The organism is Paenibacillus sp. CCS19, assembly GCF_033239625.1.
Lineage (GTDB): Bacteria > Bacillota > Bacilli > Paenibacillales > Paenibacillaceae > Paenibacillus_T.
In genome coordinates this window covers 68,905-80,087 of the sequence record NZ_BTCK01000004.1, presented here as the reverse complement: position 1 = coordinate 80,087, position 11,183 = coordinate 68,905, and the positions used below count along the sequence as shown (strand labels likewise).

Genomic DNA, 11,183 nt, shown 5'->3' with positions numbered 1-11,183 from the left:
GTCTTAGCGTAATTGAAAAGCCGTTTCAGAAGTCGGTAGACGCTGACTTCTGGAACGGCTTTATTTGTGCTGCTATACCATGCTTATTGCTTAGTAGATGCACGGGTAATTAGCGCTGCCGGAATGAGCCGCTGCTCAACTGCGGTAGTTGAATCGCTGATTCGCGTCATGAGCATGTGGGCAGCTTGCACGCCGAGTTCGAAAGTATCCATCTTCAAGCAGGTGAGCGGCGGATTCGTATAGGCAGCAAGCGGGTAGTCGTCGAACGTCGCAATGCCAAGCTGCGAAGGGGTCGATAGACCCGCTGCGCGTGCAGCTTCGAGGGCTCCGAACGCTGTGTAGTTATTCATACAAATAACGGCGTCCGGCCGGTCTTCGGCTGGGAGTGCAAGCAGCTGTTCCATGAATAAGCGGCCATTCGCTTCATTCGCAGTACCCGCCAGTACGAGGCGTGGATCAAGTGCCAGGCCATTCTTGCGTAACGCGTTCGCGCAGCCATTCACACGTCGATCGAATAACGGCTCGCCTTTCCCTTCGCCGCCGATGAAAGCAATCCTTTTATATCCGTTCTCGATGAGGTGTTGAGCAAGCAAGTATCCGCCATTCTCGTTATCTATGTCAACAGCACTGCAGCTCACTTCCGCTGGCGCTTCGCCAATGAGGACATAAGGGAACTGCAGCTCGGAGAGCAGCCGCTGCGTCTCGGTCGACCAGATCGAGCTGTCCATAATGAGGCCGTCCACTTTGCCGTTGCGAACGAGCCGATTCATGAAAGAGGGCGAATCGTTCTCAATGCTTGGTTCTATATTTGCATTACAAATTGTCAGCTCATATTGGTGCTTACCGATGACGCTCTCGATACCGCCGATAATGGCATAGAAGAAGTGGTTGAGAAAATCGTCCTTGCGGCTAAGATCGATTAATAGGCCAACGTTGAAGCTGCTCTTCCGCGCGAGCTGGGTAGCGATGCTGCTCGGCGTGTAGTTCATTTCTTTCATTATGTCTCGAACTTTGCGCTTCGTCTCGTCCGAGATCGAGGCGGCATCATTTAATACTTTGGATACCGTCGATTTGGCGACGCCAGCCGCCTTCGCGATATCGTTAATCGTAATTTTGCTCATGACCGATAACGAACCCTTTCCTGATTTATTTTGAACAAAATGAGGGAGTGTGTTATTCTTAGGTTAGGAAACCGGTTTCCTAACGATGAAGATGCGATATGTACGATTCATTCTTTCATTTTACTACAAAGCGAAGGAGTTCGAAACGATATGCCTAGTTCCATCTATCATGTATGCGAGCCGCCGTTTGCGTATCCGCTTGACGAGTATCGGCTCAACATTCGATTGAAAGTAAGAAGGGGCAGCGCGTCTGCTTGTCAGGCGTTGTACGCGGACCGATACGATTCGCCGGGCACGGAGCTTCCGATTCTCATGGAGAAAGTCGGCTCCGATCGACACAGCGATTATTATGAGGCCGTGCTGCCGGCATTGAAACGGAAGGCGCGTTACCTGTTTCTCGTTCAGATGAACAGTGGCGACAGCTATTGGGTAGGGGAACGCGGCACGTTCGAGCAGCGCGAGCTGGCCGGGAGCTTTCAGTTTCCTTATCTGTGCCGCGATGAGATTCCACGTGTACCTAACTGGGCGAAGCAAGCTGTTTTCTATCAAATCTTCCCCGATCGGTTCTGCAATGGGGATCCGTCTATCAATCCAGAAGGTGTTCAGTCTTGGGACAGCACGGATAAACCAACGCCTCTCTCTCGTTATGGCGGTGATCTGCAAGGGATTATCGATCGGCTTGATTATCTCGTAGAGCTTGGCGTTAATGCGGTTTACTTGAATCCGATCTTCGAATCGCCTTCAAACCATAAGTATGATACAACCGATTACTATAAGATCGATGCTGCGTTCGGTGACCTGGATACGTTCAAACGGCTTGTGAAGCAGGCTCATGATCGTGGCATACGCGTCGTGCTGGATGCGGTGTTCAATCATAGCGGCGATCGATTATTTGCTTTCCAAGACCTGTTGGACAAAGGGGAAGAATCAGCATACCGCGATTGGTATTATACGGATTCATATCCTGTTATACAGGAGCCGGTTCCGAATTATGAAACGTTCGGCAATGGAATTGCGACGATGCCGAAGTTGAACACGACAACACCGGAAGTCACGCAGTATTTGCTTGATGTTGCGGAATATTGGATACGGGAAACAGGAATTGACGGCTGGCGGCTCGACGTTGCGAACGAAGTCGATCGGCGTTTCTGGCAGCTGCTGCGTGAACGGGTCAAAGGCATCGATTCGGAGCAGCTGCTCGTCGGCGAGTTCATGCACGATGCATCGCCTTGGCTGCGCGGTGACCAGTTCGACGGTGTGATGAACTACTTGTTCCGAGAAGCGGCGCTCGACTTCTTCGCGCGGCAGAACATCGGGGCCGGGACGTTCACGGAGATGTTGACCAGTCTGCAAATGCGCGTTACCGATCAAGCGTACAGCGCAATGATGCAGCTTCTCGGCAGTCACGACACGGAACGTTTTCTAACAGCTTGTCTGAATGGAGGAAGAGGGTGGAACCCCCAAGGAACAGCATTGGCGCGAATGCGTCTTGCTGTATGCTTGCAGATGACGATACCTGGCATGCCGGTCGTATATTACGGTGATGAAATTGGCATGGAAGGTCGGACCGATCCGGATTGCAGGCGCCCCATGATATGGGAAGAGGATAAGCGTGATAAGGAAACCTATGAAATCTTCCGATCCATGATCGCCCTGCGGAAGAAGTACACCTCTTTGACGAGCGGTACGATGCGGATCGTGTTCGCCGATGAAGCGAATAACACGTTCGGCTTCCTTCGGCAGACCGACAGCGAGACTGCGTATGTCATCATCAATAATGGTACCCATCCTTATCCCGTACCTGCATCGCCGCTGGCAGGCCGCTTGAGCGGCTGTACGATGGTGAACGGATTGACTGAAGAACGGTATGCGTTAACATCCCATGGACAGTGGTCTGGAGCAGACGAACAGCTGCCAACCGCTGCTCCTTTCGGCTGCATGGTACTCATTGCCAGTCAGACTAGCAGCGAAATACAAGAATAGAGCGGCTATCAAGCCATACTTAATAAAATGAAAAGAAGGCCTTCGACATCCACGTTCATGTGAGATGCTGAAGGCCTCTTTGCTATTCGCGCTTGATTAACATTTGGTCAAAGCGTCCCCGTTCAATCGTGGAACGATATCGTCGGAATCGGGCGTGGAGCACCATTCAACATCGCGGCCGAATCCAAGCTTGATCAGTCGCCGTCCAGCCGCGCCTTGACTGATGGTCTCCAGCAGATTCGCTGATCGATTGCGGTACAGAGCAAGCATTGCCGTACCGAAATCATCGGTCTCGACGGATTGCTGGCACTGGTTCTCCAGCCGATCCAACAGCAGCCCCGCACACAATCCATCCTCGATTGCAAACTCGTCGTTATTTCCTGCGCACAACAGGACGATATCCCGGCGCAGCTCCATTGCCGCTCTCGCGCAGGCGCTTGCGTTGACGATGGCGCCAGTCAATATATTCTCTGCCCGCATTGCTTTCATAATGGCTCGCGTTCCGTTCGTTGTCGTCAGGACGAGACGCTTGCCATCGACTGTCTCTTTGCGATATTCGAGTGGAGAATTGCCTAACTCGAAGCCTGTTATTTTGCGATTGAAACGCTCGCCGCCAAGCACGTCGCCAGGCCTGAAGAGAGCGCGCGCCTCCATGACGGTCTCAGCGGGTACGATGCTCGTTGCGCCTGCTTTCATCGCGGCGACCATCGTACTCGTTGCACGAAGGACATCGATGACGATCGCTGTCCGATGTGAGAATTGATCCGTCCGCGCTTCATTGACGCTTGCGATAACCCCTACTTGCATGCCGTGAATCCGCCTTTCCAAGGTCATGGAGGTAATATATGCAGCATGCCCTAGGCTGGTGCCCCGGCCTAAATTCGGACAGGCGCGCATAGGCTGTACCAATAGAGGTTTAAACCTGAACACGCATCAATAGGGAGGAGGAGAGGATGATGGATAAAATCGTGTTAAGCATGGCGACGCTTCGCATCATCTCGGGGTCGCTTGAGCTGTGCGCAGCATTGCTCATGCTGCGGTTCAACGAGGTGAACAAAGCGCTGCTGATTAACTCGTCGCTGGCTTTCGTAGGACCGCTTATTCTGATCTCGACGACAGCGATAGGTCTCGTTGGGCTTGCAGATAAAATTTCATACAGCAAAATGCTGTGGATTTCAGCGGGCATATGCTGTTTGATGATAGGGATTCTCAAAAAATAGCACTCTACGAACGTCATGTCCTGCTGAAAACCAAACTTTCGAAACACGCATTTAATAGATAAAAACGTATGTAGGACGCGATATTCGCGTTCTATTATTCGGGCTAGTACATACACTTGAAACATCAGAGATAAGGACAAACATTCGTAAGAGGTGTAGCCGTATGCTGGAACGTGTTGCGCATTTGCTGCCGTCTGAGCTGACTGCCGTTCTCGCCCGAATGCCCGCTAAGGCGCAGGAAGGACTGGAGGAAATACGCATTCGAGACAATCGGCCGCTCGAAGTGTGGACGCTTGGTGTTTCTACATTCGTATCAAGCAGCGGATCATTGAGCGACAACCCGGAAGGTGCGTACAAGCCATCGTTCGAGGTATGCCGCAAGCTTCTGGAGCGAATGACGAACCACTCGGTTTATGCCATGGAGGAAGAGCTGCGTCGAGGCTATATCACGGTCGAGGGCGGTCATCGGATTGGACTAGCTGGCAGAACTGTACTGGAAGAGGGTCGAGTAAGAGGAATTCGGGATATTGGCGGATTTAACGTTAGGATCGCGCGGGACGTCATGGGAGTAGCAGGTCAGACCCTTCCGCAGCTGCTTGATCGCGCCAATCGTACGATCGCGTCTACGCTCATTGTCGGTGCGCCGAGACAAGGCAAGACAACCTATATCCGCGATCTAGCAAGAGCAATCAGTTATGGACGATGGCAGTCGCCCCAGGCGCTTGGTTGGTCCGGCCGTAAAGTAGGCATTGTCGATGAACGGTCAGAGATTGCCGCTTGCGTACGAGGGGTTCCAACGTTTGATGTTGGACCGCGTACAGACGTGATGGACGCTTGCCCGAAGGCGGAAGGGATGATGATGATGATCCGATCCATGTCGCCGGAGGTGCTCATCGTCGATGAGATCGGAAGGGATGAGGACGTGGAGGCGATCCGAGAAGCTGTGAGAGCAGGGGTGTCCGTCGTTGCAACTGCCCATGCAGGAGAATGGGAGGAAGCAGCGTCCCGTCCAGCGCTCAAGCGGCTGCTGCAGGAAGGTTCGTTCGCCCGCGGCGTTGTGCTGCGAAGAACGGTAACCGGGTTGTCGGTCAAGGTCGTCGAACTGCCGGCTGCAGCAACTGCAGCCGCGAGCGTGACGGGCTCGGCAGCGCGGGCAGCCGGCCATTCTACCGCATCCCCTCGAGAACCGACGGCAAACGCTAGAGCAGGTGATCGGCATGCTCCTTAAGCTAATCGGTGCCTCGCTCATCCTGTTTGCCGGTACGCTGATCGGCTTCTTGCAAGCAGCGCGGTTCGCCGATCGTCCGAAGCAAATTCGACAGCTTGCCGGCGCACTGCAGCGGCTTGAGACAGAGATTGTATTCGGCCAAACGCCGCTGCCGGACGCGCTCCTGCATACAGCAGCGAATGCGGGGCAGCCAGTCGGCCGTTTGTTCCAAGCCGCGGCAGACGAGCTGGCAGCCGGTGACGGTCGATCGTTTCAGGAATGCTGGGATCATGCTATGCGCCGTACATGGCCGACCACATCGATGCGGCTGCCCGAGCAGACTGTCACGCTTAGGCTCGGCTCGATTCTCGGCAAGAGCGACAAGGATGATCAGCTGAAGCATTTGCGTCTGGCGGCCGTGCAGCTGAAAGCAGAAGAGGATGCAGCAAGGGATGACCAAGCCAAGTACGAGAAGATGAGCAGAAGCCTTGGCCTCCTGCTTGCCGCGCTCGTCATCATACTGATGGTTTAGTGGGGTGCCGCACACATGGATATCGACGTAAGCGCCATTTTCCAGATCGCCGGCATCGGCATCATCATTGCAATGATTCATACGTTATTGAAGCAGATGGGCAAGGAAGAAGTGGCGCATTGGGTAACTGTAATCGGCTTTGTTGTCGTCTTGTTCATGGTCGTTCGGCTGTTGAATGAATTGTTCCAAGAAATTAAGACGATCTTCCTCTTTCAATGAAAGCAGCATACGAGTGAAGGCATTCGGTAAGCGCTCGGACAACGAGGTGAGTATATCGTAATGGAAATCATACAAATTGTCGGTCTTGGACTCATCGCCACTGTGCTCATTCTCGTCGTTCGCGAGCAAAAGCCGATTTTTGCTTTTCTGCTGGCAGCCTTCACGGGCTTGTTCATCTTCTTATACATTATCGGCCGGATCGATGCGGTCATCTCGATGCTCGAGCAGCTTGCAGATCAGACAGGCATTCCTTCGATCTACTTGAAGACGATATTGAAAATTATCGGTATCGCCTACATCGCCGAATTCGGCGCACAGATCGTACGGGATGCCGGACAGGAAGGCGTCGCTTCCAAAATCGAGTTCGCCGGCAAAGTGCTCATCCTCGTCATGGCTGTTCCGATCATTAACGTCATTGTAGAGACGGTGCTCGGATTAATGCCGCCGGGAGGGTGAGAGATGAAGCATACTGCGATGCGATTGTTCCGTACGCTGTTTGTACTCATTGTTCTGACCTTGTCGACAGGACCTATCATTCACGCAGCTGTTCTTCCTGACGATATGGCAGGCACGAACGAAGCGCAGACAGGCGTTCCGCCTCCTGGAGCATCGAACGCTTCCATACCGACTTCGGTTGATAATGGATTGTCCGACGAGCTCGCGAAGGAGCAGGCTGGAGCGCTCGACATGGACCCGATCGAGAAGTATTGGACGAACTTAACGACCAATTACGGTGCTTACTTCCCTGATCAGGAGCTGCCGAGCTTGATGGAGATGATCATGCCTGGCGGCGAAGGGTTGAAGCTGACGACGGTCGTCAGCGGGCTGCTGAAGTTTCTGCTGCATGAGGTGCTGTACAACGGCAAGCTGCTTGTCACCATCGTATTGCTGTCCGTGTTCAGCTCCATTCTCGAGACGCTGCAGAACGCCTTCGAACGAAACGCCGTGAGCAAAGTCGCCTATTCGATCTCGTATATGGTGCTAATCATCATCGCAGCTAACAGCTTCAACGTAGCGATCGGGTATGCGAAGGATGCAATCGGCAGCATGATTCAGTTCATGATGGCGATGGTGCCGCTGTTGCTTACCCTGCTTGCTTCCGTCGGCAACATCTCGACGGTGACGATTCTGCACCCGATTATCATCTTCATGATTCATACGGTAGGAACGCTCATCTACACGATCGTGTTCCCGCTGCTGTTCTTCTCGGCGGTGCTCCATATCGCAAGCGCGCTGACCGACAAGTTCAAGGTAACTCAGCTTGCGAATCTGCTGCGCAACATCGGAATCGGCACACTCGGCGTACTGGTCAGTCTGTTTCTCGGCGTCATCTCGATTCAAGGCGCAACAGGCGCGATAACCGACGGGGTAACCCTTCGAACAGCGAAGTTCGTAGCTGGCAATTTCGTTCCTGTCGTTGGCAAAATGTTCTCGGATGCATCCGATACGGTCATCTCCGCATCGCTGCTAGTGAAGAACGCGGTTGGTATCGCAGGCGTGGTCATACTGCTCTTCTTATGTGCCTTCCCAGCGCTCAAAATATTGACGCTTGCGCTCATCTACAACGTGACAGCCGCCGTCATGCAGCCGCTCGGCGACAGCCCGATTGCTGCATGCCTGCACACGATCGGCAAGACGATGATCTACGTGTTCGCCGCATTGGCAGCCGTCGCACTGATGTTCTTCCTGGCCGTGACCGTCATTCTAACCGCTGGCAATGCCGCGATGATGATGCGATGACGGGCGCTATAAGTGGGTGTTCAAAAAGATCGATCCTTTTGAACTGCCTCTATAACGATGCTGCGGGGTGAGAAATCATGTTGGACTGGCTGAGCGGATGGCTTCGAAGCATTATAACCGTCATCCTGCTAGCTGCAATTGTCGACTTGCTGCTCCCGAACAAAGCGATGCAGCGCTATGCACGGCTTGTCGTCGGTCTGATCGTGCTCCTGACGATATTATCACCGCTGATTCGATTGTTCTCAGGCAACTTCAACGACCGCGTCGAGAACAGCATGAACGCTTGGGAGCGGGCTGGGGCAAGCAGCACGGTCCAGATGCCAACGCTCGAGCAGATCTCGAAGGAAGCGCAGCGGCTGAGCATGGAGCGGCAGCGGCAGGCGGCATCGCTTGCGGAGCGGGAATTGGCGAATGCAATGGAGCAGGAGATCGACAGCAGACTTGGATCACAGGGAACTGTCGCAAGTGTGAAGCTGAGCGAAGACGGCAAGTCGATTGCTTCAGTGCTCGTCACGATAGCGGCAGCTTCTGAGGATCAGGCTTCGGGGGAGCAAGCGCAGCCTGAAGAACCAAGCACCAATGCGATTCAGCCGGTTGATATCGCGGTCAGCGTGACCGTCGACGAAGTGACCTCTACAGCAAGCAGCGGCAGCGACACCGAGGCGAAGGACGAGGAACCGGAAGCTGTAACAGCCGAGCAGCGCACCGTGATTGAACAGGCTCTTCGCCAAGGATGGGGCATAGCACCGAAGCAGATACAAATTAGAACGAAGTAGGAAGTGCAGAACGCTGAGCGGAGTGACTAGGATCTCTGTTCAAGGTCCTGATGTAAAGCGGAGTGACTTTGAACTCCGTTCAAAGTCCTGATGTCAAGCGGTGTGACTTTGAACTCCGTTCAAAGGTCCTGATGTAAGGAGTGGTCTAGGTGGCAAAATGGCTCGACGGCTTAGAGAAGGCTATCGGCGGAGGAGCCGGCGGTCCGACGCGGATACGAGCGATGCGGTGGCTGCTGCTGATCGGCGCCATAGGAGTAGCGATCATGATCATTAACGCCTATATGTCGTTCGACCGGGTCGCTCCGACAACGAACTCTTCCGAGCCGCCTTTAAGCGATGTGCCGGCCATGTCCGCCTCCAGCAGCGACTCGCCATTCGCATCGATCGAGCAGCCGCTTGAAAACCGGCTGAAAGATATTTTGGAGAAAATCGTAGGGGTTGGCACAGTCGACGTGCTAGTCAGTGTGGAATCGACCGAAGAAACGGTCTTCAGCGTCAATGAACAGAAGTCGCAGCAAACAACGGAAGAGACAGATAAGAATGGCGGCAGACGTCATATGACGAGTGTAACGGACAACGGAACGATCGTGCTGTATGAGCAGTCAGGCGACCAGAAACCGATCATTACGAAGAAAATTAAGCCGCGCATCAGCGGTATTCTCATCGTAGCCAAAGGGGCCGAGAATCCGACGGTGAAGAGGCTTATCCTCGATGCGGTGGAGAAGGGCATCAACGTCCCGATAAACCGGATCTCGATTGTTCCAAGGAAGCAGCAATAATTCACATATCAAAAGAATGAATGGGAGGGTGTTCATCTATGAACACGAAAAGACAAACGATTTGGCTCGTATCGATGCTCAGCTTGATGGTCATTTTATCGGCTTACTATCTGTTCACGGAAGACCTGGATCCGAACGCGAACAAGGTCGCGAACAACGGAACGACGACGGAACAGACGACAGGCGTGCAAGGGGCTACCGAAGCTTCGACAGGCAGCAAGGACGATGCAATCGTCGTCAACGAAGTGAATGGTTCCTCGCAAACGACGACGGACGATCAAGCGACGGCAGACGCGGATGGCATCAGCGAGGCGGATCAGAAGACGCTCGATCAGCTGGAAACGCAGGGTGCAACGGCATCGACGAACAGCGTGTTCGATTCGCTCCAATACGAGCGGAATGAACAATTCCAGAAGGAGTCCGACAAATTGATGGCGGTCATTGCGAATACGACAGGCGCAAGCACTAAGGAGGCAGGCGAAGCAATGACGCAGCTTGGGGAGCTGCAAGATAAGATGGATCGCATCACCGCACTGGAAGAGGAGCTCAGCAAGCTGTATCCGATCGCTGCCGTAGATGACCAAGACAGCCTCTATAAAGTCGTGGTGCAAAGCGAGAAGCTGGAACGCGGTCAAGCAGCGGATATCATTGATCTGGTGACGAAGACGCTGGAAGTTTCGCCATCCCAAGTCGTTGTACAATACGTGCCTTAATGAAGGCATGAATTAATACATCAGTGTCCTCATGAAGAGAAGCTCCGTTAGCGGATCAATCCGCGCGCGGAGCTTCTTTTTCTTTTCCATATCATTCCATTAGATGCGGTTGTCAAGAAGCGCTGGCAGAAAAACTATGTTTGTTCCTTATTGTTTATGTTATAATACATTCGTTATGGGTAACAATTGCCATTCTACCATGTGAGGTATCATTACCGCGGATCGAAGCTGACATGCTTTGTTCCGAATTGGCGATAAAACCTACCCTATGCTTACGAAGCTGCTTTGCTTCACAAAGCTGTAGGTCACTCATCTCGAATGGCCTCGATGTAGGTCGCTCGACCTCGAGCGGCATCGATAAAAGGTTTTCTCACATAATGAAGGAGTGAAACTTACGAATGTTTAAACTGAACGAAATAAAAGAACTAATCAAGCTGATCGACCAGTCGACGGTTCAAGAGGTAGAGATTGAGAACGAAGGTACTCGTCTGTTGATCCGCAAGCCTGGCAAGACAGAGGTTGTAACGGTTCAAGCCGCTGCGCCAGTTGTACAAGCCGTTCAAGCGGCTCCAGTTGCTGCGATCAGCGCCGTGCCGGCACCAGTTGCGCCTGCCGCAACGCCAGCTCCGGCTGCACAAGACAACCTGCACAAGATCGTATCGCCGATGGTAGGCACGTTCTACTCGGCGCCTTCACCGGAAGCTGGCCCATATGTACAGAAGGGCTCGCGCGTATCGGACAAGTCGGTTGTTTGTATTTTGGAAGCGATGAAGCTGATGAACGAGATCGAAGCAGAAGTGCGCGGCGAAATCGTGGAAGTGCTTGTCGAGAACGGTCAATTGGTCGAGTTCGGCCAACCGCTCTTCCTCGTCAAACCGGAATAAGGGAATCGA

At 53.2% G+C, this 11,183-nt stretch carries 13 protein-coding genes; 11 read left to right on the top strand and 2 right to left on the bottom strand.

Annotated features, from left to right (window positions below; translation table 11 throughout):
* Positions 1-83: 83 nt before the first annotated feature.
* Positions 84-1,121 carry a LacI family DNA-binding transcriptional regulator gene (locus tag SBI19_RS05080; protein ID WP_317965600.1) on the bottom strand — a complete coding sequence of 346 codons (1,038 nt, stop codon included), beginning with the start codon at positions 1,119-1,121 and terminating at the stop codon, positions 84-86.
* Between the two features lie 150 nt (positions 1,122-1,271).
* Between SBI19_RS05080 and SBI19_RS05075 the strand changes: the two genes are divergently transcribed.
* Positions 1,272-3,104: a glycoside hydrolase family 13 protein gene (locus SBI19_RS05075; RefSeq protein ID WP_317965598.1), complete on the top strand. Its 1,833-nt coding sequence runs from the start codon at positions 1,272-1,274 to the stop codon at positions 3,102-3,104.
* 96 nt (positions 3,105-3,200) lie between these two features.
* On the opposite strand, the gene SBI19_RS05070 is transcribed toward SBI19_RS05075, so the two are convergent.
* Positions 3,201-3,911, bottom strand: a complete 711-nt coding sequence (locus SBI19_RS05070; protein ID WP_317965596.1) for a 2-phosphosulfolactate phosphatase — start codon at positions 3,909-3,911, stop codon at positions 3,201-3,203.
* Positions 3,912-4,057: 146 nt separating this feature from the next.
* Between SBI19_RS05070 and SBI19_RS05065 the strand changes: the two genes are divergently transcribed.
* From SBI19_RS05065 to accB, 10 genes are all read left to right on the top strand, one after another.
* A complete protein-coding gene (locus tag SBI19_RS05065) occupies positions 4,058-4,324 on the top strand; it encodes a YqhV family protein (RefSeq protein WP_317965593.1) in 267 nt (88 codons plus the stop codon).
* Between the two features lie 163 nt (positions 4,325-4,487).
* Positions 4,488-5,552 carry a stage III sporulation protein AA gene (spoIIIAA, locus tag SBI19_RS05060; RefSeq protein WP_317965591.1) on the top strand — a complete coding sequence of 355 codons (1,065 nt, stop codon included), beginning with the start codon at positions 4,488-4,490 and terminating at the stop codon, positions 5,550-5,552.
* Positions 5,542-6,063 (top strand): stage III sporulation protein SpoIIIAB, encoded by a 522-nt coding sequence (spoIIIAB, locus tag SBI19_RS05055; RefSeq protein WP_317965589.1) that lies wholly within the window; start codon positions 5,542-5,544, stop codon positions 6,061-6,063. The genes spoIIIAA and spoIIIAB overlap by 11 nt, the downstream gene beginning before the upstream one ends.
* A gap of 15 nt (positions 6,064-6,078) precedes the next feature.
* Positions 6,079-6,282 carry a stage III sporulation protein AC gene (gene spoIIIAC / locus SBI19_RS05050; protein WP_317965587.1) on the top strand — a complete coding sequence of 68 codons (204 nt, stop codon included), beginning with the start codon at positions 6,079-6,081 and terminating at the stop codon, positions 6,280-6,282.
* 60 nt (positions 6,283-6,342) lie between these two features.
* A complete protein-coding gene (gene spoIIIAD / locus SBI19_RS05045; RefSeq protein ID WP_317965585.1) occupies positions 6,343-6,738 on the top strand; it encodes a stage III sporulation protein AD in 396 nt (131 codons plus the stop codon).
* Between the two features lie 3 nt (positions 6,739-6,741).
* Positions 6,742-8,022 (top strand): stage III sporulation protein AE, encoded by a 1,281-nt coding sequence (gene spoIIIAE / locus SBI19_RS05040; RefSeq protein WP_317965583.1) that lies wholly within the window; start codon positions 6,742-6,744, stop codon positions 8,020-8,022.
* Positions 8,023-8,099: 77 nt separating this feature from the next.
* Positions 8,100-8,798: a stage III sporulation protein AF gene (spoIIIAF, locus tag SBI19_RS05035; RefSeq protein WP_317965581.1), complete on the top strand. Its 699-nt coding sequence runs from the start codon at positions 8,100-8,102 to the stop codon at positions 8,796-8,798.
* Positions 8,799-8,947: 149 nt separating this feature from the next.
* A complete protein-coding gene (gene spoIIIAG, locus SBI19_RS05030; RefSeq protein WP_317965579.1) occupies positions 8,948-9,577 on the top strand; it encodes a stage III sporulation protein AG in 630 nt (209 codons plus the stop codon).
* A gap of 38 nt (positions 9,578-9,615) precedes the next feature.
* Complete coding sequence (locus tag SBI19_RS05025) at positions 9,616-10,290, top strand: SpoIIIAH-like family protein (protein ID WP_317965577.1); 675 nt, start codon at positions 9,616-9,618, stop codon at positions 10,288-10,290.
* Between the two features lie 398 nt (positions 10,291-10,688).
* Positions 10,689-11,174, top strand: a complete 486-nt coding sequence (gene accB / locus SBI19_RS05020) for an acetyl-CoA carboxylase biotin carboxyl carrier protein (RefSeq protein WP_317965575.1) — start codon at positions 10,689-10,691, stop codon at positions 11,172-11,174.
* Positions 11,175-11,183: the final 9 nt, after the last annotated feature.

Coding starts and splice junctions, on each gene's coding strand:
- SBI19_RS05080 (WP_317965600.1), bottom strand. CDS start 1,121: ATGAGCAAAATTACGATTAACGATATCGCGAAGGCGGCTGGCGTCGCC.
- SBI19_RS05075 (WP_317965598.1), top strand. CDS start 1,272: ATGCCTAGTTCCATCTATCATGTATGCGAGCCGCCGTTTGCGTATCCG.
- SBI19_RS05070 (WP_317965596.1), bottom strand. CDS start 3,911: ATGCAAGTAGGGGTTATCGCAAGCGTCAATGAAGCGCGGACGGATCAA.
- SBI19_RS05065 (WP_317965593.1), top strand. CDS start 4,058: ATGATGGATAAAATCGTGTTAAGCATGGCGACGCTTCGCATCATCTCG.
- spoIIIAA (WP_317965591.1), top strand. CDS start 4,488: ATGCTGGAACGTGTTGCGCATTTGCTGCCGTCTGAGCTGACTGCCGTT.
- spoIIIAB (WP_317965589.1), top strand. CDS start 5,542: ATGCTCCTTAAGCTAATCGGTGCCTCGCTCATCCTGTTTGCCGGTACG.
- spoIIIAC (WP_317965587.1), top strand. CDS start 6,079: ATGGATATCGACGTAAGCGCCATTTTCCAGATCGCCGGCATCGGCATC.
- spoIIIAD (WP_317965585.1), top strand. CDS start 6,343: ATGGAAATCATACAAATTGTCGGTCTTGGACTCATCGCCACTGTGCTC.
- spoIIIAE (WP_317965583.1), top strand. CDS start 6,742: ATGAAGCATACTGCGATGCGATTGTTCCGTACGCTGTTTGTACTCATT.
- spoIIIAF (WP_317965581.1), top strand. CDS start 8,100: ATGTTGGACTGGCTGAGCGGATGGCTTCGAAGCATTATAACCGTCATC.
- SBI19_RS05025 (WP_317965577.1), top strand. CDS start 9,616: ATGAACACGAAAAGACAAACGATTTGGCTCGTATCGATGCTCAGCTTG.
- accB (WP_317965575.1), top strand. CDS start 10,689: ATGTTTAAACTGAACGAAATAAAAGAACTAATCAAGCTGATCGACCAG.